22 protein-coding genes and 1 other annotated feature are annotated in these 24100 nt (G+C 38.3%); of the genes, 5 read left to right on the top strand and 17 right to left on the bottom strand.

What is annotated here, in order from left to right; translation table 11 throughout:
- Positions 1-227 precede the first annotated feature (227 nt).
- The 10 genes from ACIQ2D_RS16315 to recD2 form a co-directional block, all read right to left on the bottom strand.
- Positions 228-755 (bottom strand): DUF1292 domain-containing protein, encoded by a 528-nt coding sequence (locus ACIQ2D_RS16315; protein WP_402865853.1) that lies wholly within the window; start codon positions 753-755, stop codon positions 228-230.
- A 79-nt stretch (positions 756-834) separates the two neighbouring features.
- Positions 835-1143 (bottom strand): DUF1292 domain-containing protein, encoded by a 309-nt coding sequence (locus ACIQ2D_RS16310; RefSeq protein WP_402865851.1) that lies wholly within the window; start codon positions 1141-1143, stop codon positions 835-837.
- 17 nt (positions 1144-1160) lie between these two features.
- Positions 1161-1577 (bottom strand): Holliday junction resolvase RuvX, encoded by a 417-nt coding sequence (gene ruvX / locus ACIQ2D_RS16305; RefSeq protein ID WP_402865850.1) that lies wholly within the window; start codon positions 1575-1577, stop codon positions 1161-1163.
- A 2-nt stretch (positions 1578-1579) separates the two neighbouring features.
- Entirely contained in the window at positions 1580-1846 is a 267-nt protein-coding gene (locus tag ACIQ2D_RS16300) for an IreB family regulatory phosphoprotein (protein WP_053584610.1), read from the bottom strand.
- 87 nt (positions 1847-1933) lie between these two features.
- The gene (gene alaS / locus ACIQ2D_RS16295; RefSeq protein WP_402865848.1) at positions 1934-4594 is read right to left on the bottom strand and encodes an alanine--tRNA ligase; all 2661 of its coding nucleotides are present in this window, start codon (positions 4592-4594) and stop codon (positions 1934-1936) included.
- A gap of 78 nt (positions 4595-4672) precedes the next feature.
- Positions 4673-4885 (bottom strand) — a binding site (T-box leader).
- Between the two features lie 122 nt (positions 4886-5007).
- Positions 5008-5691, bottom strand: a complete 684-nt coding sequence (locus ACIQ2D_RS16290) for a zf-HC2 domain-containing protein (protein WP_402865846.1) — start codon at positions 5689-5691, stop codon at positions 5008-5010.
- Between the two features lie 2 nt (positions 5692-5693).
- Complete coding sequence (locus ACIQ2D_RS16285) at positions 5694-6173, bottom strand: RNA polymerase sigma factor (protein WP_402865844.1); 480 nt, start codon at positions 6171-6173, stop codon at positions 5694-5696.
- Positions 6174-6491: 318 nt separating this feature from the next.
- Positions 6492-7928: a 4-hydroxyphenylacetate 3-monooxygenase, oxygenase component gene (hpaB, locus tag ACIQ2D_RS16280; protein WP_402865842.1), complete on the bottom strand. Its 1437-nt coding sequence runs from the start codon at positions 7926-7928 to the stop codon at positions 6492-6494.
- A gap of 152 nt (positions 7929-8080) precedes the next feature.
- On the bottom strand, positions 8081-9787 hold the full coding sequence (locus ACIQ2D_RS16275) for a polysaccharide deacetylase family protein (RefSeq protein WP_402865840.1): 1707 nt from the start codon (positions 9785-9787) through the stop codon (positions 8081-8083).
- Between the two features lie 179 nt (positions 9788-9966).
- A complete protein-coding gene (gene recD2, locus ACIQ2D_RS16270; protein WP_402865838.1) occupies positions 9967-12408 on the bottom strand; it encodes an SF1B family DNA helicase RecD2 in 2442 nt (813 codons plus the stop codon).
- A gap of 196 nt (positions 12409-12604) precedes the next feature.
- Here recD2 and hisA point away from each other — a divergent pair, with 196 nt between their 5' ends.
- The 4 genes from hisA (at position 12605) to ACIQ2D_RS16250 (ending at position 15212) form a co-directional block, all read left to right on the top strand.
- Positions 12605-13372, top strand: coding sequence for a phosphoribosylformimino-5-aminoimidazole carboxamide ribotide isomerase (gene hisA, locus ACIQ2D_RS16265; protein WP_402865836.1), 768 nt, complete (start codon positions 12605-12607; stop codon positions 13370-13372).
- Entirely contained in the window at positions 13369-13656 is a 288-nt protein-coding gene (locus ACIQ2D_RS16260; RefSeq protein ID WP_402865834.1) for a hypothetical protein, read from the top strand. Before hisA ends, ACIQ2D_RS16260 begins: the two co-directional genes overlap by 4 nt.
- Before the next feature lie 128 nt (positions 13657-13784).
- Positions 13785-14498 carry a GTP pyrophosphokinase gene (locus ACIQ2D_RS16255; protein ID WP_402865832.1) on the top strand — a complete coding sequence of 238 codons (714 nt, stop codon included), beginning with the start codon at positions 13785-13787 and terminating at the stop codon, positions 14496-14498.
- A 48-nt stretch (positions 14499-14546) separates the two neighbouring features.
- A complete protein-coding gene (locus ACIQ2D_RS16250) occupies positions 14547-15212 on the top strand; it encodes a DedA family protein (RefSeq protein WP_402865830.1) in 666 nt (221 codons plus the stop codon).
- Positions 15213-15231: 19 nt separating this feature from the next.
- On the opposite strand, the gene ACIQ2D_RS16245 is transcribed toward ACIQ2D_RS16250, so the two are convergent.
- From ACIQ2D_RS16245 to cymR, 4 genes are read right to left on the bottom strand one after another with little or no spacing between them, the layout of a single operon-like run.
- A complete protein-coding gene (locus tag ACIQ2D_RS16245) occupies positions 15232-15891 on the bottom strand; it encodes a tetratricopeptide repeat protein (protein WP_402865828.1) in 660 nt (219 codons plus the stop codon).
- A 51-nt stretch (positions 15892-15942) separates the two neighbouring features.
- Positions 15943-17067: a tRNA 2-thiouridine(34) synthase MnmA gene (gene mnmA / locus ACIQ2D_RS16240; protein WP_402865827.1), complete on the bottom strand. Its 1125-nt coding sequence runs from the start codon at positions 17065-17067 to the stop codon at positions 15943-15945.
- Between the two features lie 20 nt (positions 17068-17087).
- Entirely contained in the window at positions 17088-18233 is a 1146-nt protein-coding gene (locus tag ACIQ2D_RS16235) for a cysteine desulfurase family protein (protein ID WP_402865825.1), read from the bottom strand.
- A gap of 39 nt (positions 18234-18272) precedes the next feature.
- On the bottom strand, positions 18273-18692 hold the full coding sequence (gene cymR / locus ACIQ2D_RS16230) for a cysteine metabolism transcriptional regulator CymR (RefSeq protein WP_402865823.1): 420 nt from the start codon (positions 18690-18692) through the stop codon (positions 18273-18275).
- Positions 18693-18827: 135 nt separating this feature from the next.
- Here cymR and ACIQ2D_RS16225 point away from each other — a divergent pair, with 135 nt between their 5' ends.
- Positions 18828-20120 carry a replication-associated recombination protein A gene (locus ACIQ2D_RS16225; RefSeq protein ID WP_402865821.1) on the top strand — a complete coding sequence of 431 codons (1293 nt, stop codon included), beginning with the start codon at positions 18828-18830 and terminating at the stop codon, positions 20118-20120.
- A gap of 128 nt (positions 20121-20248) precedes the next feature.
- Here the strand turns inward: ACIQ2D_RS16225 and ACIQ2D_RS16220 are convergent, their stop codons facing one another.
- The 3 genes from ACIQ2D_RS16220 to ACIQ2D_RS16210 all read right to left on the bottom strand — a co-directional run bounded on the left by ACIQ2D_RS16220 (position 20249) and on the right by ACIQ2D_RS16210 (position 24052).
- Positions 20249-22348, bottom strand: coding sequence for a methyl-accepting chemotaxis protein (locus tag ACIQ2D_RS16220; protein WP_402865819.1), 2100 nt, complete (start codon positions 22346-22348; stop codon positions 20249-20251).
- 230 nt (positions 22349-22578) lie between these two features.
- Positions 22579-23289 carry a hypothetical protein gene (locus tag ACIQ2D_RS16215; RefSeq protein WP_402865817.1) on the bottom strand — a complete coding sequence of 237 codons (711 nt, stop codon included), beginning with the start codon at positions 23287-23289 and terminating at the stop codon, positions 22579-22581.
- 247 nt (positions 23290-23536) lie between these two features.
- On the bottom strand, positions 23537-24052 hold the full coding sequence (locus ACIQ2D_RS16210; protein ID WP_402865815.1) for a hypothetical protein: 516 nt from the start codon (positions 24050-24052) through the stop codon (positions 23537-23539).
- Positions 24053-24100 lie beyond the last annotated feature (48 nt).

Genomic DNA, 24100 nt, shown 5'->3' with positions numbered 1-24100 from the left:
CCAGGGTCTAATCTAGGACGCTAATCCTCTAGGAGTTGCCCAGCCTCCACTCAACGAGCGTGCTAAAATCAAAGCGCTATAATCAATTGTCATCTCCAATTATATTGACAATAAAAAAAAGATGCTAATTATCTATTTTACTATTCTAGGCAACCCTTCTTTAATTCTATCCCTTTATCATTCAAGCAAACAAAAAACCGAGTAGCATATACCACTCGGAGTTCGGTTTACAATTCATTTAAAATATCTTCTACAAATGCCCATTCTTCGTCTGAGTCTATCGGCAACAGTTCTACAATTTCACCATTTTCTCCAGGCAGGTACTGCGCTGCAAAAATATCACGTTCTTCAAATGGCTCATCATTTGCTGGAACATACAGTACATACGACTTCTTAAATTCATCAGATTCAAATGTATGAACAATCTCGCAAACTTGGTCATTACCTTCTTCATCCGTTACAGTAATAAGCTGAGGTTCTTCCTCAAATTCATTTAATAATGTTAAAACAACTTCGTTGATCATTTCCCACTCTGCTTCTGTTTCTACGGCTTGCAGATTAGTCATTTCTCCATTGTTATCATCATAATCAAATGTCATTGCTGAAATATCACCAGGGATTTCATTACCCTTTTCATCAATCAATGAAAAAAGAACATACGATTTTTCCTCTGCATCAAAAGTAAAGACAACGCGACATGTCTGCTCTTTACCGTCTTTACCAATTATCATAAACTCTTGAATTTCTTCATTCATATAAAGCACCTCCGATATTCATAAAAAAAACAAGGAAAGCACTAGCCATCCTTGTTTCAAGCATTACAAAACGTGACGATTATTCTTCGTCTTCGTCTTCTAAAGCGTTAAGTACGTCTTCTACCATATCCCACTCTGCTTCAGTTTCGATAGGTGTTAAATCACCATCTTCACCGTTTTCAGATGGCACGAATGATGATACGAAGATCTCTACAGATCCGTTTTCATCTTCTTCAGCGCCTACCATTGCGTAAAATACGTATGATTTGCCGAATTCAGGTGATTCGTGTACGTGAATCACTTCGCATAGTTGTTCGTTACCGTTTTCGTCAATAACTGTAATATGTTGTACGTGTAAATCTTCTTCATGGTTGTGGTCTTTAGCCATGTTTGTCACCTCATAAGTTAATTTTTGCTATCTAAATAGCCTTGTAAGATTAGCACAGCTGCCATTTTATCAATGACTTGCTTGCGCTTTTTGCGACTAACGTCTGCTTCGATAAGCATGCGCTCGGCAGCCATCGTCGTTAAACGTTCGTCCCAAAGTTTGACCGGCAATGAAAACGTATCTTCTAGTAACTTTTTAAAGTTTTCAGAAGCTTCACCGCGCGGGCCTACCGTATTATTCATGTTTTTCGGGAAACCTACAACAAATTCTGTTACAGTGTATTCCTTTACTAATTCAGCGATGCGTTCAATACCGAACTCACCATTTGCTTCATCAATTTTTACGGTTTCAATACCTTGAGCCGTCCAGCCAAGTGCATCACTTATTGCAACGCCAACTGTTTTCGACCCAACGTCCAATCCCATAATTCTCATTTCTAGTCCTCGTTATTCTTTTTGATGTAAAATTTAACAAGCTCTTCTAGAATTTCATCACGCTCAAGCTTGCGAATTAAATTACGAGCATCCTGATGGCGAGGAATATATGCCGGATCACCAGAAAGTAAGTAACCGACAATCTGATTGATAGGGTTATACCCCTTTTCCTCTAATGAAGAATGTACCTTCAACATTACCTGCTTAACTTCCTGTTCCATTGATTCTTCTGGAAAACTAAATTTCATCGTTTGATCAAATGAACTCATGACCAGCACCTCGCTTTCAGAAATAAGGAGATGTGCAACAAAGCTCATCTCCAATTTCTCTTTATTATACCTGATTTAGCGTATTAATTAAATGGATTTAATGTAATCATACACAGAAAGTAGCGCTTCATCAAGTTTTGAAGCTTCTTTCGCACCAGCCATCGCCATATCTGGACGTCCGCCACCTTTACCGCCACAGCTTTCAGCTACCATTTTGACAATATTTCCAGCGTGATAATTACCACCTACTAAATCTTTTGTAACACCTGCACATAGCATAACTTTATCGCCATCAACAGCACCTAAAACAATTACAGATTTCTCCATTTTACCTTTTAAGTCGTCCATCATTTGACGAAGTTGGTTATTATCTTTTGCGTCTACTTTTGTAGAAAGTACTGTAACATCGCCGAAAGTTTGCGCAGCATCTACAATTGCACCCGCTTGTGCATTAGCAATTTTTTGTGATAATGCTTCGTTTTCACGTTGTAATTCTTTATAGTCTGCTTGTAAAGACTGTACGCGCGTAACAATGTCTTTTGAGTTTGCTTTAAGTAGTGCAGCCGCTTCGTTTAGAAGAGCTTCTTCCTCTTTAACAGCCTCGTAAGCCACTTTACCACTTACAGCTTCAATACGACGAGTTCCTGCACCGATACCACCTTCAGAAACGATTTTGAAGAAACCAATTTCTGAAGAACGTTTTACGTGAAGTCCACCACAAAGTTCAATTGAGTAGTCGCCAATTGATACAACGCGTACTACATCGCCATACTTTTCGCCGAATAGAGCCATAGCGCCCATTGCTTTTGCTTCGTCGATAGCTTTTTCTTCGATCACAACTTCAATATCTTCCCACACTTTTTCGTTAACGATACGTTCGATTTGTTGTAATTCCTCTTTTGTAACTTGTCCAAAGTGCGAGAAGTCAAAACGTAAGCGGTCAGGACCAACATAAGAACCCGCTTGGTTGACATGGTCGCCCAATACATCTTTTAATGCACGCTGCATAATATGTGTAGCTGTATGGTTTTTTATAATAAGATTACGTTCATCACGATGAACAGACGCTTTTACAGCATCTTCAATGTTCATTTCACCAGTTTCAATGACCACCGTGTGTAATGGTTGTCCGTTTGGTGCTTTCTGAACATCTTTTACAATTGCTTTAAAGCTATCACTTGAAATGACACCGCTATCCGCAATTTGTCCACCCATTTCTGCGTAGAATGGTGTTTGAGCTAACACAACTAGTGCTTCTTGACCTTCAGATGCCACTTTCACTACCTGACCATCGACAATAATTGCCGCGACAGTTGTCTTAGCTTCTAACGTATCATAGCCTACGAATTCACTTGCTACTGTTAAGTTCGCTAATACTTCACTTTGGACTTGCATTGAGTCTACATCTTGGCGAGCAGCACGTGCACGTTCACGTTGTTGTTCCATTGCCGCTTCAAAGCCCTCGTGATCTACTGTCATGTCAACTTCTTCTGCATACTCTTCTGTTAATTCAATTGGGAAACCGTATGTGTCATATAAACGGAATGCATCTGCACCTGGAATGTAGTTGTGACCAGCTGCTTTTTGCGTAGCTACAACTTCGTTAAAGATCGCTAAACCACCGTCTAATGTTTCATGGAAACGAATTTCTTCGTTTTTAATTACACGTTGAATGAATTCCACTTTTTCTGTCACTTCTGGGTAGAAGTCTTCCATGATGCTACCTACTGTTGGTACTAATTCAAACATAAATGGCTTTTCGATACCGATTTGTTTTGCATAACGTACTGCACGACGTAATAAACGACGTAATACATAGCCACGACCTTCATTTGATGGAAGTGCGCCATCACCAATCGCAAACGCTACAGTACGGATATGATCTGCAATTACTTTAAATGGTGTATTAATATCCTCTTCGCTACCGAAAATCTCATTTAAATCAATTTCGTTCGGACGTTTGTACGTACGATTTGAGAATTGTTCAATTTTCTCGATAATCGGCATGAATAAATCTGTATCAAAGTTTGTTGGTACGTTTTGTACAACTGATACTACACGCTCTAGACCCATCCCTGTATCGATGTTTTGCTTTGGTAGTGGCGTGTAAGTGCCATCAGGATTGTGGTTAAATTGAGAGAATACTAAGTTCCATACTTCAAGATAACGTTCATTTTCCCCACCAGGATATAGTTCTGGATCATTTTCATCATTACCGTAAGCTTCTCCACGGTCGTAGAAAATTTCAGAGTTCGGACCAGATGGACCTTCACCGATATCCCAGAAGTTACCTTCTAAACGGATTAAGCGTTCTTCTGGAATACCAATTTCATTTTTCCATACATTATATGCTTCTTGGTCTTCCGGATGAATTGTAATCGATAATAGTTCTGGATCAAAGCCCATCCACTTTTTATCTGTTAGGAATTCCCACGCGAAGTGAATAGCTTCTTTTTTGAAGTAATCACCAATTGAGAAGTTACCTAACATTTCAAAGAATGTATGGTGACGCGCTGTTTTCCCAACGTTTTCAATATCGTTTGTACGAATTGATTTTTGCGCGTTTGTAATACGTGGGTTATCAGGAATAACACGACCATCGAAATATTTTTTCAGTGTAGCAACACCTGAGTTAATCCAAAGTAATGATGCATCGTTAATTGGTACAAGTGGTGCTGACGGCTCATGATGATGGCCTTTTTCTTTAAAGAATTCTAAATACATGCGGCGAATTTCTGCTGATTTCATGTGAAAATTTCCTCCTCTTATATGTGTAAAATTACGATATGAATCCACTTATAGACGCAAAAAAGCCCTCATTCCCAAAAAAGGGACGAGGACTTAGAATCATCTCGCGGTACCACCCTAGTTGTAAGTTTTAAAAACTTACCTCTCAAGCACTTGTAACGTAAGTGAACGGCAGGGATTAGCTGCACTCTGGAGTAGCTTTCGGCATTTGTTAATCGTGAGGATTTTTCCAGCCTAGAAATCCCTTTCTGAACACTTGCAAATACGTACTTATTCCATCGTCGTTTTTACTATTATATAGTGAATTATAAAAAAGAATTCGCGGTGTGTCAACGTTCTGCTTTTCATAGAAATCTTAGTGTTAAGATTGCTTGTATGGTGATTTGTAACAATTCAAAAAAACAGTTTCTAATTTATTCGAAATCAAACATCTTTTCAATTTCCTTACTTGCTTTCGGCAAGTCCATTCCTTCTTTCCAAATTAAAATGCTATCTTTTGGTGTGCCGTAATACAATGCTTTGATGTCCTTCCCGTGGTTTATCTCGTTCATTTCAAAATTAAAATAATCGTAGCCTCTAAGCGGATGTGGCACCTGTGACTTCTCCTTAATAATTGGCCGTAAGGGAATCAGATAAAAATTGCCGTCTTCATCCATGTCATATTTAAGATGTCGCAAGTAATAATCGTCCTTTATGTCAACATGATATGCGATATCACCATTTGCCAATTGACTTACGTTTGTTATTTCTACCTTGCTGGATGGAATACTCGTAATATTCCACTCAAATAAACCATAATAGCTCCCAAAAATTAATGAACAAGCAATTGCTGTTAAAATAGTCCCTTTCAGAAAGGCTTTTACTTTTGAGCGATTCCAAAATGTCGCTATATTCTTTATGACATTCCCATCTGCTCTGTTTTTCGTCTGCTCTACTTGCGGCATTTCAAAATCCTTTTGTATACTAGCTAATTCACTTTTACAACCATCACACCCTACAAGATGTTCTTCTATCATTTTTTTGCTATCTTCGCTGCAAACATCATCATAATACAAAGGCAGTATATCTTTGATGATATTGCATGTTATTTTATTCATTTTTATTCCTCCTCTAACAAAGATTGCATTTTTTGTTTCGCTCGATGAAATGTGACCCTTGCCCAGCTTTCCGTTTTCTCAAACAACTGACTTATTTGCTTAAATGATAGCTCGCCAAATACTCTTAATGTAAATACCTCTTTATAAGGCTCGTCTAATCGATGGAGTGCCTTATGAATACGGAATGTCTCTTCCTTACTCTGCATCATTTCTTCAATATTATGGTTGCTTTCTTTTTCTGGGACATCTTCAATATCAAACCGTTTTTCTTTATCGAGGTACGTGAAGTATGTATTTTTTGCTATTTGACAAAGCCATACATTGATTTTGCAAGTACCTTTGAATGTATCAATACTTTTTAAAGCCTTGAAAAAAGTTTCCTGTGTAATTTCTTCAGCAACCTTGTCATTTTGACATAGCTTCAAAGTAAACGAATAAACATCCCGAAAATATTGACTGTAAATTTGCTCAAAATCTGTCACATCTCTACCTCCTCACATATATATGACTAAGTAACAAGCTATTCGTTACAAAATTTTTAAAAATTATTGATGAAGAAGTATTATGCAAACCAAAATTAAATTTCAATATTTCTTCAGTTTTCAGGTTGTTACAATTACTAGAAGGTAAAGTCGTTCACTCCACGGTAAATAACATCCATTTAGAATAATCGGCTTTTTCATATCAGGTACATACAAATTGTACCTAAGAAAAACGCAATCATAATTCAACACAAAAAAATAACTTGTGAGAATCAGCACGATTTCACAAGCTATTCTAAAATTTATTTGCAATTTAATTCATTGGGACTGTCGCAAAAAATTCTCTACCCGATTCACAAGATGCTCTCTATTATATGATTGGTAGAGTATGCTCGATAAACGCACCGGGTCCCCGAAAAAATATCGTTCGTACAGTGTTTGACGTGTACCAAAGTTACTCATCGTTAAATCCCAAGCGAGTCGGAATTTTTTCACCCGCTCCTCCCCACCTTCATGAGCCGATTGTAAGTACTGTTCAAGGTCTCCTTCATCTGCTTGAAAAGCTTTCTCAGTGGGAATCGACATTAAACCACTCGCACCAAGAAGTTGAATAATTTCCGTAAAAGTCGGATACACTTTCGGGAAAATTTGAATAGCAACTTGAAGCGTCGGATGATCAGGTCTCAAATAACCGAAACTATCTCTCTTTGCCTCTTCCTCTGATTTAATCAGCAAAGCCTTCATTGTTTCTAAAGCCACAATCACTTCAACGACCTTTTGCTGAACATGCTGATAATCTCCAATGTTAATTGTATCAACAATCGATTGCACAACTCCTAAAACAAACTCTGTCTTAGCAATTTGGCGGGACAATACTTGATGCAATGAAAATGATTGGAAGCCACTCATATTCATAAACTGATTAGCCACTTCCACATTTTCATAATAAAACACTCGCTCCCATGGCACAACAACATCATCAAATACAACAATCGCATCCATTTCCTCAAAGCGTGCACTTAATGGATAATCAAATGTAGATGTTCCACCAACAAAAGATTGTCTACACAGAAACTTTAACCCTTCTGTATCACTTGGAATCGAGAAGGCGAAACCTTTTCCTTCATCATAGCCATTTGTAGATATTACAAGCAATTCATCGGTAATCCCACCTTGTGTAGCAAGCAGTCTCGCCCCTTTTATGACTAAGCCCTTACTTGTTTTCCCTACTATTTTTGCCGCAATCGTCTTTTCTTCGTCTTCAAAGTAAAATTTATGCCGATTTACTTGTGGCTCAATAAACGTATGTGTCATCGTAAGGTCATGTTCTCGCGCAAGTTCATAGAAACTAAGTAAATGCTCCGGAAAACAATTAGGCTTACCTTTTAAGTATTCAGCTGCAGATGCAAGCGCCATTAATGTTGTATTCATATAATCCGGACTCCGCCCCATGAAACCATGAGTCGACAATGCCCATTCACGTGCAGCATGTCTTCTTTTCACTAAATCTTCCTTCGTCACTGGCTGTAAAAACGACATGCCCACTTGTTCACCGCTCGTTGGCGACAAATACGTCATCATGCCTTGCTGCGTATCACCATGCTGCAAATCAAAAAGCCTCGCCTGACTTTGCATAACCCCTTTAAACGCAGGATGCTCCGATACTTTTCCTTTTATAACTTCCCCATCTAACGAAATAAAGGTCTTCAATGCATCAATACGATCAATATACTGTTTTCCTGTTATTGCTGGCATATACACACCTCCTAAACTTCACCGTTTCTTTTGTACTCATTTAATATATGACCTTCCGCAAAAATCCGTTCCACTAATAGACGAGCTGTAATACTTGTCACAACCAACAACAAAAAAATCCATTCCAGTCATTGTGACGGAATGGATCTCTATTATTTCGCAAAAGGCGAAACCATTTTTTGATATTGTGCGAATGATGTTTGCTGATCACTGGATAATCGTTTAATTTGGAAAATATCATCAAACGGATTGTTGTAGCCTAGTTTTGTTGAAAAGCCCATCGTAAAGCCCGCTTCTCTAGCCGCATAAATAGTATTTGTATTGTATTGACCAAATGGATAAGCTAGTGCTTTTGCATCTGGAATAATCGCTAAACTTCTCTTTAAGTCCTGTACCACTTCACGATAAGGAACTAATAACATTTTCCCTGTTCGTCCAATCATATCATGCAAATTATATGTGTGTGATTCATATGAAAATACATCACGCATATTGTTTATATCTTGTCGTGAAAGTGCCTGTAAATCTGTGTAGTCAAATCGTTGCTCTTCTGGCGAATACTCGTTACGGTATGTAATTAAAAACTGTGTCGCTTGGAAGCCATGTTTTTTCAAAATCGGATATGCATATTCACGTGTTGATAGTAAGCCATCATCAAATGTAATGACAATAGAATACGCTGGTAATGTAATTTCATTGCGCATAAATTGCTGTAATTCGTAAATACTTATCGTTTCATAATTTTTACTTTTTAAATACTGCATTTCATTCGCAAATTGTACGTCGGTCATCGTTGTACTTACATTTGTAAAACGTCCTAGCTCATGTTTTTTCAATAAATGATGATACATTAAGACCGGGACACCACGGTCTAACGCAATCTTCGAGCTATGGATATAGCCTTCTCGACCCCCGATTGTCGTAACATACCAACTATCCTCTTTACGCAAAATCGGATAACGACGATTTGTATCGAGCTTTGCAAATGGAATCAATTTCCCTGTTGAACGGTCGTAAATTTCACTATTTCCCGAAATCGGGATGAAGTACTCGTTTTTCATAGCACTATCTTTGCCGACATTTTTATAAGACGGTGTATTCACAAACTTCACTTTTGATTTTTCAACATAAACGAACGTTTTTCCCCAGCGAACTTTTACATATGTGGGATCTTCCGCATTTTCAACCTTCAATTGCTGCCCCTTTAGTAAAGTAGCAATCACCATAGTCTTATTTTCACGACGGAAATCGTACAGTATAGCATTCTCTGTTGCCTCAATGTAGCCATTTGGAGTGCTTTGCACAGGCGGAGGTGTTGGTTTATTTTCTACAGGCGGTTTTGTTGGCTTACCCGTCGTTACCTCGTTTTTCTCCTCCACAACATATTTACTATGTACAAACCCTAATCGACTGTTTACAGCTATCCCATACCAGTCGCCACCTTTACTGTATATCGGATATTTCACTCCTTCTGATAAAGTTGCAAATTGGACAAGCTTATTACCCGTATTATCGAAAATCGGTGTTACTCCAGTAGCCGTGATGTGGTTAGTTACTTTGACCTGCCATTTCACATCATTTTTATACGTCTTGGCGGGTACAATCGTTGTGTAACGCTTACTCACAAAGCCATCAAAATCACCCCAACGAATTTGCCACCAATTGGCACCGTAATCTTTTTTCACAACAAAAGTTTGTCCCGCAGATAGAGTTCCGACTTGGATAAGCGAACCCGATCGATTATCATAAACAACGGTCTCCTCATTAGTTTGTACAACCGTACCACTAGCCTGCGCTTCTAACGTAAATGGTAGCAACGATAAAACCATCAGTACTAATGCCATACACTTCAATCTCACTTCTATTCACCTCATACTATTAATTTCCAAATTATAACACAAATAATTTATCACCGAAAGTCAGGGTTATTGAGCCGCAACATGTGAAACCATCGACTGCACAAAGTAACGAACACAATACCCTTTACAACATCCACATCTAGTTACGGTGATGAACTACCTAATTCAAAAAGCCCTTTTTATTTAGCCTCGTCCATAAAATCATATGGAGAAACTCCGTCCATCCCAATCATCGGATGAATATGCGGCATCGTCTCTACAGAAAGGTGCAGATCCACCACGGCTTTTTCTTCATCGGTTGTTTCAACAGTTGGTAGTGTATCCACCACTTCTACAACATCCTCTGGCATATCCATTGGATTTAAACGCGCACGAAGTGATGTAAATCGTTGCAAATCATCCGTACGCTGTAAACCATTCGCTAACACATCTGGCTCACCACATAAAATTAAGAAATTTTTCGCACGTGTAATACCTGTATATAGTAAATTCCGTCTTAACATTTTGGAGTAGCCTCGAACTACTGGCATTATCACCGTTGGGAATTCAGAACCTTGTGACTTATGAATGGAACAGCAGTAAGCGAGCGTTATCTGATTTAAGTCACTACGCTGATACGTAACCTCTATACCATCAAATGACACGACGAGTAAATCTTGCTTTTCAACCGTTTCCTTTGCCTTAATAATACTGATGACTTCACCCATATCACCATTAAACACATTGCTTTCTGGCTGGTTGACGAGCTGTAAAACCTTATCCTTTATGCGGTAGATTACATCACCGAAAACCAACTCTTTTCTTGTACCTGTATCATTTGGATTCACGAGCTCTTGAATCATCTTATTTAAATTATCAATTCCAGCAGGTCCTTTATACATCGGTGCAAGCACTTGAATATTACGAATTTCTTGTCCCTTCGCTACAGCACTTTGTACAACTTGTGTCACAACACTTGCTACTTGCTCAGATGATGCTTTAATAAATGAACGATCAGATGTTTTTGCTGTTAAGTTTTGTGGAATTGTTCCACGTTTAATTTGGTGCGCAAGTTCTATTATCGTGGAACCTTCTGCCTGCCGATACACATCTGTCAGTTCAACCGTTGGAATTTGTTTAGAGGCAAGTAAATCTTTTAATACTTGTCCTGGTCCGACTGGAGGCAATTGGTCTTGGTCGCCAACGAATACTACTTGTACATCTTCATGCAAAGATTTTAACAATTGGTGAGCAAGCCACGTATCGACCATAGACATTTCATCGACGATTATGAGTTTTCCAGTTACTTCGCGCTCGGTTTCTTCTTCTTTTTCCTGCCCTGTAAACCCTAGTAAACGGTGAATCGTCATCGCAGGAAGCTCTGTTGATTCAGCTAAACGCTTAGCTGCCCTTCCAGTGGGTGCACATAAAATGATTGGGAATGGCTCTTCTTTTTGTGCATACTCTTTTGGATTAAGCGACAGTCCGTGTAATTTTGCATATACCTCAACAACTCCTCGTACAACTGTCGTTTTCCCTGTTCCAGGTCCACCAGTTAAAATCATGACAGCTGAATTGAGTGCTTGCTCAATGGCACGTGCTTGCGTTTCTGCATACGTCACTTTTAAAAATTCTTCTGTCTCACCTATTGCCTTGCGAATTTCGTCTTTACTAAAATGTGTCGCTTTTTCATTACGCTCAATTAAGCCCAAAATTTTGGAGGCAATGCCAACCTCTGAAAAATATAAGGAAGGCAAGTATAACCGTGTTTCCTCACCACATACTTTACTTTCCTCACGCATCTCAATACACGCCTGTGAAATCGTTTCAAATGGAATGTCTTCTCTTTGGCTTTGTTCCAACATGCCCTTCACTTGTGGTAACACATGCTCAGCATCCAAATACACATGACCATCCGATAATGCCGCGGTATTTAAGACGTGGAAAACAGCTGCTTTTATGCGATCAGGGTGATTACCAGTAATACCAAGCTTTGCACCTAGTTCATCTGCACGGAAAAAACCGACTCCTTCAACATCTTCAATAAGTCGATACGGGTTTTCCGTTAAAAGTTGAATCGCTTCTGTTCGATAAGTTTGATAAATTTTCATACCAAGCTGCGGGCCAAAGCCCCATTCATTTAGTTGAATCATGACACGTTCTAAACCTAAATTTTGTTCAATCGTATTACGGATTACTTCTTTTTTTTCTGTCGATAAACGAGGCACAACATCCAGTGCACTTGGGTCTTCTAAAATTAGACGAAGTGCATTAGCCCCTAGTTTTTCAACAATCGTTTCGGCTGTCTTCTTGCCAATTCCAACAAATAAATCACTCGATAAATAGTGTACGATACCCTGCTCTGTGGCTGGTACTTCCTTAGCAAACGTTTCAATCTGAAACTGTACGCCATACTTTGGATGCTGTTTGAGCACACCTGTAAAGCGATACTGCTCATCCATTTGCAGCGGCGGGAAATAGCCTACAATAATAATCTCTTTATCTTCATACTGTAAATTTGTCTCTTGAATTTTTACGCGCACAATTGAATACATATTTTGTGTATTGTGAAAAATTGACACGATGGGACGGCCGAGTATAAAAAGCTTATTAAGCTCAAATAAATCTAGATTTTCTGTCATCAACGGTTCGTCCTTTCTCATTCATAATCAATCCTTTTATTTTACCACAGTCAGCCATGAAAATTCGCTCTATAATGGAAACATATCAAATTATTTAACATTATTTTGACAATTAACTATACTCAGCCATTCGAATGTTTTACATGCTATGATAAAGACTACGAATGTCTTGAATAAAGGAAGGATTGTGGAATAATTGGAATTTAGACCTTGCATCGACTTACACGATGGCAAAGTAAAGCAAATCGTCGGCAGTACACTAGGTCATACAGATCGAGAAATTATTGAAAATTTCATTTCTGAGTATGATTCAAGCTACTATGCAAAAATGTTTGCACAAGATAAATTAACAGGTGGTCACGTCATCATGCTAGGTGACGGCAACGAAGAAGCGGCACTTTCCGCATTAGTAGCTTATCCTCGAGGTTTACAAATAGGTGGAGGTATTACTGCAGATAACGCCATAAAATATATTAATGCTGGTGCATCACATGTTATCGTAACTTCTTACATTTTCCATGATGGCAAGCTCGATACTGAACGTCTCGAAAAACTAGTGACTGCAGTAGGTAAAGAGCATCTTGTAATCGATTTAAGCTGTCGTATGCGTGATGGAAAATGGTTTGTCGTGACAGATAAATGGACAAAATTCAGTGATTTTGAAGTGAACGCTGAATCAATTTCCTATATCGAAGGTTTTTGTGATGAGCTACTTATCCATGCCGTAGACGTAGAAGGTAAAAAAGGTGGGATGCAAGAAAGCTTAGTACGTGATTTAGCTGAGTGGACATCGATTCCAACGACTTATGCAGGTGGTGTACGTTCACTTACTGATTTAGAGAAATTCAAGGAAATAGCAGGTGGTAAGCTCCACGTCACAATCGGAAGTGCACTTACTATTTTCGGTGGCGACTTAAACTACTCAGATGTTGTAAACTATTGTAAAAAGGATGAAGCAAAGTGAAATTGATATACAAAGATTACGTTTTTCCATTCCACGAAACAAATTTAGAACGCATTATTGACGGTAAATATTTTAAAGTGAATACGTTAGACGGCTTACTTTCACTACAGGTACAATTAGATAACGAGCAAATGTTATTAGAATTTTCGAAATCTCTAAAAGCAACTTGTGGCTTTTTACGCGATCAAGAAACAGAACCATATATCGGTACATATATTGATTTACAAGTGTTTGTCGATGAATTTAATAAACGATATAACTTAAACGCCAAAATCATTGCGTAAACGGAAAACCTATCCTTCATTTTCTGAGGGATAGGTTTTTTCATGGAGTGCTTATTTTTATTTCAAGGAGATTTTTGCTATTCTTAACAGAAGTATGACTACTTGTAGCAGAAAGGATACTAGGACATATGAAAAATGAAACTGAACTAACTACCATTAAATCATTTCATACCGATATAAAACGTTTCTTTTTAGCTTATAAATTTGCACTGAGTGAAGTTGAAACAAAAATAAATATTTTAAAAGAAGAATTCAAAATAATTCATGACTATAATCCGATAGAACATGTTTCCACACGTGTAAAATCAGCAAAGAGTATTTTACACAAAGTACAGAAAAAGAAGCTTCCACCCACAATTGATGCAATTCGTGAAAACATCCGTGATATTGCAGGTGTACGTATTACATGTTCATTTGTCGAAGATATTTATAAAGTAAGTGAAATGCTCCACAATCAATGTGATATTGAAGTAGTAGACGTAAAAGACTATATCGCGGAGCCAAAAGAAAATGGCTACCAAAGTTTACATCTTATTATTAAAATTCCAATCTATATGTCTGATCGTATGGAAAAAATTTATACAGAAGTTCAAATCCGAACGATTGCTATGGACTTTTGGGCAAGCTTAGAACATAAAATTTACTATAAATATAATAAAGACATGCCTGATCATATTCGTAATGAATTAAAAGAGGCTGCACTTCAAGCAGCTGAACTAGATCGTAAAATGGAAAGACTTAACAAAGAAATAAATATTTTAAAAGAGCATGATACTGAGCCTTCGTCTTTCGGTGAAACACCAATAGTCGACTTAGCTAAATATTTATCACGTGTTAAGTAGAATTACTCACTAAATAATAAGTAAACCAGAAAGGAATTTCCCCTAACTATGCAAGAAGCCTTCACCTTTTTAAAATCAATCGATACCGAATTGTATCGATATATTGAACAATATGGCCTTGTGATGTATATTGTTTTATTTTTCATTGTTTATGCGAAAACTGCCTTTGTCGTATTAACATTTTTACCCGGAGATTCTACGGTCTTTGCCAGCGGTACGATTGCTGCAACCGGCCATTTAAATGTTTGGGTACTATTTTTAATATTTTTCTTAGCAACGGTGATTGGCGATGCACAAAATTATACAATCGGTGTGATGATACGACGTGCAAAAGCAACTTCAGGACGATTTTCACCATTAAAATACATTCCTGAAAAAACGATAACGAAAGCCACAAACTTTTTAGAAAGCTATGGTAAAATCGCTATCACCTTCTCTCGCTTTGTACCTCTTATGCGTACTACTGTGCCATTAGTCAGTGGCTTCACTTCTTATAAATTCCGAGACTTTTTTATAAATAATTGTATCGGAGCACTTATTTGGACAGTCGTTTGGCTATTTACAGGTTTAGCACTAGGAAATATTCCGGTAGTAGCAGACAATCTATTTATTTCCCTAATACTAATTTCATTTACAGGCCTAATCCCCGCGATTATTGCATTTATTGTGGAATATATAAAAAAATACGCAAAAAAAACTCGTCAGCCTCAATAGCTTGACGAGTTTTTTCACATTAGTTAAAGCGCTGTGCAATCATATCGTAAATGTAGCGCGCTTGATCGTATTCAGGTTGTAATGTAAATGCTTGCTTTAAGTGGTACATTGCATCTTCTGTATTTTCAGTAGATACCGCAAATAATACACCTAAATTATAATGTGCATCTGCATTATTCCAGTCCTGCTCAATGATGAAGTCTAATTCCTTCTTCCCTTCATCGAACATTTCTAACGCACATAGTACAATTGCATACGCTAAACGAATTTGCATATCTTCTGGCGCTAATTCGGCTGCACGTTGTAAATATGGTAAAGCAAGCTTTGGATTTTCAAGCTTCTCAAAGCATTTACCCATCATATAATAAACATCAGCACCTTCAATTTTGTGCTGAACTGCCAACTCATACAACTTCACCGCTTCTGCATAACGTTCCACATTATAATATAAATTCGCTAAACCATAGTACGCAGTTGCTACTGTTTCATCAACTGTAATCGCCTTTTGGAAGAAACGTTCTGCACGTTCCGTATCATCTAATACTGCTAATAGATTACCAAAGTTCACGTAACCAATCGCATTTTCTGGCTCTGCTTCAATGGCTTGCGTAAAAAATTGTGCTGCATCCTCATAGCGCTTTTCTTGAAAAGCTAAAATACCTTGTTCATTAAAATCCATATTATTCACCTCTACGTAGCGAAAGACTGCCTAAGCAGTCTCATCACAAATTCATCCTACATATGTTAGTTTTTCGTTGTTTTTGAAAACTTCATCAATTGTGCCGCCACCTAAGCATACTTCACCGTCATATAAAACGACTGCTTGTCCAGGTGTAATTGCACGTACTGGCTCTGCAAATGTAATATGCGTACGACCATCTTCTAAAATTTCCACTTCAACTGGTGTATCCGTTTGACGGTAGCGGAATTTCGCTGTGCACGAAAATTTCCCGGGCAATTTTTTTGTCGAAGTATAGCTCATTTTCACCGCTGTTAACGAAGTAGAGTATACCGCATCATTGTGGAAGCCTTGACCAACAAGCAATACATTGCGCTCTAAGTCTTTTCCAAGTACAAACCAAGGCTCACCGTCACCACCAATACCAAGTCCATGACGTTGACCAAGTGTGTAATACATTAGCCCGTCGTGTTGTCCCATCACTACGCCGTCCATTGTTTCCATTTTGCCGGGTTGTGCTGGTAAGTATTGACTTAGAAACTCTTTAAAGTTACGTTCGCCAATGAAGCAAATACCTGTTGAATCTTTTTTCTTCGCAGTCGCAAGCCCTGCTTCTTCAGCAATTTTTCGCACTTCTTTTTTCTCAATATCACCGATTGGGAACATAACATGTTTTAACTGCTCCTGTGATAATTGATTTAGGAAATACGTTTGGTCTTTATTTTCATCGACACCACGAAGCATTAATACTTCACCATCACCACTGCGATCAATACGCGCATAGTGACCAGTTGCCAGATAATCAGCACCAAGACTCATCGCATGCTCAAGGAAAGCCTTAAACTTAATTTCCTTATTACACATAACGTCTGGATTTGGCGTGCGTCCTGCTTTATATTCTTCTAAAAAGTATGTGAAAACTTTATCCCAGTATTGCTTTTCAAAATTCACCGCATAGTACGGGATACCGATTTGATTACATACTTTAATAACATCGTCATAGTCTTCTGTAGCTGTACAAACTCCATTTTCGTCTGTATCATCCCAGTTTTTCATAAAAATCCCGATTACTTCATAGCCTTGTTGTTTTAACAGGTATGCAGCAACCGAAGAATCTACCCCACCCGACATGCCGACAACGACACGTATTTGCGAAGGGTCTCTTGTTTCTTTCATTGAGGTCACCTTTTCTTTTATTAATTCACCAGTCTTTTCACAATAGCTGCTGTTTTTTCTGCTGCTAGTCTTACATCTTCTTCCGTTAAGCCTTGACCGAAGCTAAAGCGGATCGAATTACGTAATTCTTCTGCTCCTTGACCGAACATTGCCACCAAAACATGTGATGGGTCAATCGAACCCGCTGTACATGCCGAACCACTTGACGCACAAACTCCCGCCATATCAAGATTTACTAAAAACGATTCGACTTCCATCCCAGTAAAACTAACATTAAATACATGTGGTAGTACGTTTTGTGTATCACCATTTACATGGAATGTAAGTGCTTCTTGTGTGAAAACATCTAGCATGACTTGCTTAAAACGATTGTACAATGCACGCTTTTCCTCACGCAACTCACTTGCATTTTGCACAGCCGCTGCAAAGCCAAGTACTGCTGGTACATTTTCAGTTCCTGCACGACGTTTTTTCTCTTGTGCGCCACCATATGCATAGCTTGCAAGAGGCGTGCCTGCCTTTTGATACAGGAAGCCAATGCCTTTTGGTCCATTAATTTTATGTGCTGACACACTTAATAAATCAACATGTAAATTCACTACATCGATTTTTTCTACGCCATACGCTTGTACAGCATCAGTATGAAACGTCGCCTTATGATCACGTAAAACCTCACCAATTTCAGCAATTGGTTGAATCGTGCCAACTTCATTGTTGCCATACATAATCGTTACTAAAATCGTATCATCGCGAAGTGCGTTTTTTACCGCTTCAACAGAAACCCGACCTTTAGTATCGACTGGTAAATACGTTACGTCAAAGCCTTCACGTTCAAGCTTTTCACAGCAATGTAACACTGCATGATGCTCGATTTGTGTTGTAATGATATGCTTACCTTCAGCTGCACGCGCATATGCCGTACCAAAAATAGCTGTATTATCAGCTTCAGTACCACCACTCGTATAAATAATTTCACCTGGTTTTGCACCTATCGAATGTGCAAATACATCACGCGCATTGTCTATATGTTTACGAGCTTCTCGACCTGTCCTGTGAACACTAGACGCATTGCCATATACTTCACGCATCGCGACCGTCATCGCATCAATGACCTTATCGTTCATTGGTGAAGTCGCTGCATGATCAAGATATATAAATGAACTCATTGTTATTGCTCCTTTAAAAATTAAATGCAACTTAAAATGTTAAATGTAGAACATATAACCGTCAGTTGCATTTTCTTCTGTATATTGCGCAAGATCTTCTATTGTTGTCGTGTCTAAAACATTTTTTACGGCATCACGAACACGTAGCCATAACTCACGTTGAGGTGCTTCTTCATTTTCGATTCCTTCTACTGGTTGAATCGGTCCTTCAAGTACACTGATGACATTCGCAGTTGTAATTTCACTTGGTGGGCTCGCTAACATATACCCTCCATATGCACCGCGCACACTTTTTACTAAGCCAGAATTACGTAACGGCGATACCAATTGCTCTAAATATGCTTCTGAAAGTTCTTTTTCTGCAGCTATTTTTCGTAGTGGAATTGGCCCCTCACCGTAGTGTTTTGCCAGTTCAATCATAATTGTCAGCCCATAACGGCCCTTTGTTGAAATTTTCATTTTATCACCCTCAATTAGTCTAGTCAAAATACTAAAAACAGTATATCATAATATCCTCTCGTATAACTCGGAAATACTCCTCTAAGTATATGATATAATACCAATTAGAACAAACGTACGAAGGGAGGATTACTTTTGCATAACGAACCACTTGCTTATCGTATGCGTCCACGTACGCTTGATGAAATCGTGGGTCAACAAGGTTTCATCGGCCACGGTACAGCACTTTATAAAATGATTCAAAACGGACATGTACCGTCCATGCTGTTATTTGGTGAGCCTGGTATCGGGAAAACCTCGATTGCCAATGCCATTGCAGGTAGCTCCAAACTACCATTTTTCTCGCTAAATGCCACTCGTGCTGGCAAAAAAGACGTCGAAGATATTGTACAAGAAGCAAGAATCGCTGGAAAAGTCATTCTTTTTTTAGACGAAATCCACCGTTTCAACAAACTACAACAAGATACACTCTTACCACACGTCGAGAATGGCTCCATTGTGCTAATTGGTGCAACAACAGAAAACCCCTATCACGATGTCAACCCCGCGATTCGTTCACGTTGTGGAGAAATTCATCAACTAACACGACTAACAACAGCTAATTTAGTCGAACTTATCGAAAAGGCATTAGCCGATGAAACGCGAGGACTCGGCAAACACAATTTTGCACTAACTGATGAGCAAATCGCTCGCATCGCTAACGCTGCAAACGGCGATGCTCGAAAAGCACTTACGTTACTCGAATCCATTTACTACGCAAGTGATGAGGTCAATGGACAAACTATTGCTGCAGATCACGTCATTGAACACCTAATCGGTCGCATTGGTGTTTACGGTGATAAAAACGGCTCTCATTTCTATAACTTATTGTCAGCACTGCAAAAATCAGTACGTGGTAGTGATACAAATGCAGCCCTCTTCTATTTAGCACATTTACTTGAAGTAGGTGACTTAGTCGCTGTCAATCGTCGTTTACTAGTGATGGCATATGAAGATGTTGGTCTTGCCAATCCTGATGTCGGTCCACATATACTCGCAGCCGTTCAAGCAGCTGAACGACTCGGCTTACCAGAAGCACGCATTCCTCTCGCAAGCGCAGTAATTGAAATGTGCCTTGCCTCTAAATCAAACTCAGCTATTCAGGCCATTGATGCTGCAATTGCGAGTATACATGAAGGGAAAACAGGCGATATTCCGCTTCACTTAAGAGATGCCCACTATTCTGGCGCCAAGGAATTAGGACACGTAGGCTACAAATACCCACACAACACCCCGATTGGTACATTTGGCGGCTGGGTGGATCAGCAATATTTACCCGACTCATTAGTAGGCACAGAATTTTATAAACCTGTTATTGCTGGCGAAGAAAAACGCATGGCAGGCATTTACGAAAAATTAAAAGCTTTCCATACAGAAACGAAAAAATAACACTGAAAAGCATACTCGGCATGAGTATGCTTTTTGTGTGTAATGTTTTATACAATAGATATGATGATTCACTTTTTTTGGTGTGAGCCGTTATACACTGGAATGATCTGTTCGCTCGAGATACTTCGCTATTTCACTTGAAATTTCGATACAGCATGTGCCAATGTTCCAATTACTAGTGAGGCACGTTCCGTATCAAAACGTGCACGTTGAATTTGTGCCATCATTTCCGCTGTTGACTGCGAAACAAGGTTCACGACACGCACATTTTGCTCACTGCTTGCTGCAATGCTCTGGATAATATCTTTCATTTGCTCCGTCTCAAAATTTTGCGAAGCATTATTCGACATCTTCATAAGGACCGCATGAACATCCCGAATAAAGCTTGCACCTTGCTCCACTTCCGCACTACTTACTCCAATGGATTGTTGAATGCGTGCAGAGCTATTTTCAATTAACTGTAAAGTTGTATGAATTCCCTCAGTCGCTTGTTTTGTTTGGGTAGACAATTTTCGAATTTCATCGGCTACAACTGCAAAACCTTTACCATGTTCTCCAGCTCTCGCCGCTTCAATCGACGCATTTAAAGCTAGTAAATTTGTTTGCTCAGCAATGGCATTGATGGATAACACAACACTACCAATGCTATCAGAGGCTTGCTGGAAGGTTGAGGTAAGCTGTAATGTATCTTGCACTTTCCCAACAATCCCTGTCATTTTTGCATTAATTCCAGCTATTTGTTGTTGCGCCACATGTAGTTGCTCTTCCGAACCAGCTTCCATCGCAAGCATTTTCTCTTGAATTTCTTCAATTTGCGCCATTGCCTGCTGTACATCATAAAGCTGTTGCTGAATGGCAATATGCATTTCCTTCATTTGCACTAATACGATCATTGAATCTTCCTCTACCTGTAATGTGCGCTCTCGTAATACTTGGTTCGTCACTTCAACATCATTAGACGAGCTTTGTACCTTTGCTAATAAACTCCCCTGGCTATCTACAAAATTATTTAAGGCACGTCCCATATCCCCAGTTTCATCACGCGTGAGCATGTCCTGTGGTGTACGTATTGTTAAATCGCCTGCACCCTCTGCAATTTTCTGAACCATTTTCGTCATATTTTCAAGTTGATGGGTAATTGGTGCTAAACGACGTTTTAGGAAGTACCATGCTCCTGCTGCTCCGTATACTACATTAATGCAAAAGATAAGCAAGTTAGGCAAATGTAGTGATGACAAAAGTTGGAACATTAAAATATTCATCATCATCAGGGCTAAAAAGCTGCTTGCTAACTTATAACCAATCGAGCGCTCGTTATACACTTCTTCTAAATCTGCCTCACACATCATTCCCCACTGATCTGGTGAATGCTGTAATTGAAATAGGACACCACTTCCAACGACTGGTATATGACGGTAATCTGCATAACCTGGGAAATTTACATACACATTTTGACCTCTAGTAATTGTTCTTGAGATGCCTGAATGTAATTTTTGTGTTGCAGGATTTAAAAAAGTGAGCTCAAACTCTGTGTGACGAGTTACTTTAACGACTCCCCACTCCTTCGTCTTAATTCCCGATTTCAGATTATCACCGAGTGCAAATGTACTATCCTCAAATCGACTACGAGAAAGTGCAACTCCTTGCTCAATCGAAGGATTAAAATTTGATTTTGCCATGAACAAATAATTATCCCCTGAATTTGGAAATACATGTCCAGCCTCACGTTGAATTAAGTCACCAAGGACATCATTTGGCACTCGCGCCACTAATACACTGTGTAAAATACCATCCTTTAAAACTGGTTTTAAAAACAGCAATGTCACCGCATCATGAAAACGAGATGATCTTGCACCAATTTTTTCAGTTAAGGGATCAATAAATGGTCCGTATAATAAAGGTGCTTTTGTTTGAATGACCTGCTTAATGGCTTTATTATACATAGGGTCATTCGTCACACTATAGAACTTACCGATATGCTGCGAAAAACTCGAAGCTACAACTTCCACTTCATTATTTACTAAAAATAACTCTGTAAAATAGCTGCTTTTCTCCTTCGATTCTGTCAAAAAAGCATTCAACTCATGCTGTTCAGTTTGCACAATAACTTGCACACGATTTTCCAGAGACAACCATCGATCTCTCGTCCAACTTTCTAATAAATCAACTCGAGTTTTCGCGATACCCTCAAACGTTTCCTGTTTCGTTTGCGCAGTTTTCTTATTCAATAGAAAATTCCACCATAAATGATATCCCTCTTTAAAAGGTATCCAACCAAACACACCCACAAGCACCACTCCTATGTAATGTCATATTTTCTAACACAAATTATCATTTTATCCAAAATAAACTTACAAATTATAAACAATGATAACATACATGACATAACAACGGGATAATTATCTGAAAATTTTAAAAACAAAAAAAACAGGATTGATTGTTTTTTCAATCATCCTGTCTAGTTCGTTTTATTTGCCACATAGCGCTTTTTATAAAATGTATCTAAGTCTTCGGCAACATGACGCATAGATGGCAACGTTCTTGTGTCTGCACTTTTACAGCTAGCTTCTTCATGTAAATATTCAATCAAATTATAGGTCTGAAACAATAAACTTGAAAACTCTTGCCGATTATTTTGTACTTCAAAACGTATAGATTTCACGATTATTGCTTGTGCAACCGTTATTTCTCTTGATATGGTTAGATAATTATCTTCTTTTTTATTCCCACCCGCTTGTGGTAATAACATTTTAGAACTTTCACAGATCTGTCCATTTCCCTGAAATTTTTCTTTTAGCCATTGCAACACAAATTGGATGTAGATAATGGCATATAGTAATGACAGACATTTATCGCCTCTAGCTTTCTCAGCCAAGTGCTTAAAGTACTCTTCTTTTGACACGAATTCAAAAAGTACTAATCGTATTGGATATAACATGGCTTGTTCACTATTAATAATTAATGTATCGCTACCTTTAAATAGCGCTAGCCAAATATCCCTTATTAATGAAATAGATTTCCTCGTCGATAGTGCTAATTTACATTCTACTAATTCAAATTTTAGTACAGGAAACATGAGTTGCTGAAATAATAGAATATCCTCATCACTTATTATCAACAGAGGTTCCTCTAATTGTTTAAGATTAACCTTGTCTTTATGTAAAAGCACTTTGACGCCTCCTCCTCAATAATTTGCAGTTTTCCACTTAAATAATCCATAAATTTACTATTCCTGTATCACCTTAGTTATTTCGACAAAAAACAGCATTTCCCTTCCATTGATTATATAAGTAATGAAAATGTAACAAACGCTCCATATCACTATTCAAATATAGTAAATCTTTTCTAAATTAAATAGGGGAAAAGTAAAACCACCATGACTAAAATCAGTCATAGTGGTTTATATAGTAATAACCTTAATCTATTTCAATATCAACAAAAGCTTTAAATTGTTGCAAACAATATTTGACATTACCTTTTTGTTCCAAAACTTCTTCTCGTAGTAAAGTCGTTTTGGATTCATCACCAACAATTTCCGAATGGAGAGATAACACAGCTGTTAAAAACTCTTCATTTTCTTCTTGCTCAATGTTTGGTAAAGTGCGAGCAGCTGTTTCTAGCAGTTTCTCTACTTTCCCTGGTGTTTCTTGCAGTTCATTAGAAGCGTAATAAGTAGCAGTAGCTAAGAAATAACAGAGCTTCGCACTACAATCTATAAATAAATACCAATACGTATTAGCTGGCGGTAATTCTCCATCACGTCCATCGATAAAGTCTTTATAAAATGTAGTCACTTGCGTATACATTTGATTTAAATCTCTCATCGCTTTTCTATAATTATTTGAAGTATCAATATTATCGAACACAATGTTATTCATTTTTTCTTGTAGTCTCACAATATCTAAATGCTCACGTATAACTTGAATTTCCATCTCTCCACTCTCCCATGTTCCCATTTGTTTTTACAAAACGCCAATCCT

Origin of the sequence: Lysinibacillus sp. NPDC097287 (assembly GCF_044761695.1) — a bacterium.
In the GTDB taxonomy this organism is placed as follows: Bacteria; Bacillota; Bacilli; order Bacillales_A; family Planococcaceae; genus Lysinibacillus.
This window is presented reverse-complemented; position numbering and strand designations above follow the sequence as displayed.

Bases quoted from the DNA above. Each gene is read 5' to 3' on its own strand.
- ACIQ2D_RS16315 (WP_402865853.1), bottom strand. From the start codon at position 755: ATGAATGAAGAAATTCAAGAGTTTATGATAATTGGTAAAGACGGTAAA.
- ACIQ2D_RS16310 (WP_402865851.1), bottom strand. From the start codon at position 1,143: ATGGCTAAAGACCACAACCATGAAGAAGATTTACACGTACAACATATT.
- ruvX (WP_402865850.1), bottom strand. From the start codon at position 1,577: ATGAGAATTATGGGATTGGACGTTGGGTCGAAAACAGTTGGCGTTGCA.
- ACIQ2D_RS16300 (WP_053584610.1), bottom strand. From the start codon at position 1,846: ATGAGTTCATTTGATCAAACGATGAAATTTAGTTTTCCAGAAGAATCA.
- alaS (WP_402865848.1), bottom strand. From the start codon at position 4,594: ATGAAATCAGCAGAAATTCGCCGCATGTATTTAGAATTCTTTAAAGAA.
- ACIQ2D_RS16290 (WP_402865846.1), bottom strand. From the start codon at position 5,691: ATGAATAAAATAACATGCAATATCATCAAAGATATACTGCCTTTGTAT.
- hpaB (WP_402865842.1), bottom strand. From the start codon at position 7,928: ATGCCAGCAATAACAGGAAAACAGTATATTGATCGTATTGATGCATTG.
- recD2 (WP_402865838.1), bottom strand. From the start codon at position 12,408: ATGACAGAAAATCTAGATTTATTTGAGCTTAATAAGCTTTTTATACTC.
- ACIQ2D_RS16255 (WP_402865832.1), top strand. From the start codon at position 13,785: ATGAAAAATGAAACTGAACTAACTACCATTAAATCATTTCATACCGAT.
- ACIQ2D_RS16250 (WP_402865830.1), top strand. From the start codon at position 14,547: ATGCAAGAAGCCTTCACCTTTTTAAAATCAATCGATACCGAATTGTAT.
- ACIQ2D_RS16245 (WP_402865828.1), bottom strand. From the start codon at position 15,891: ATGGATTTTAATGAACAAGGTATTTTAGCTTTTCAAGAAAAGCGCTAT.
- mnmA (WP_402865827.1), bottom strand. From the start codon at position 17,067: ATGAAAGAAACAAGAGACCCTTCGCAAATACGTGTCGTTGTCGGCATG.
- ACIQ2D_RS16235 (WP_402865825.1), bottom strand. From the start codon at position 18,233: ATGAGTTCATTTATATATCTTGATCATGCAGCGACTTCACCAATGAAC.
- cymR (WP_402865823.1), bottom strand. From the start codon at position 18,692: ATGAAAATTTCAACAAAGGGCCGTTATGGGCTGACAATTATGATTGAA.
- ACIQ2D_RS16210 (WP_402865815.1), bottom strand. From the start codon at position 24,052: ATGGAAATTCAAGTTATACGTGAGCATTTAGATATTGTGAGACTACAA.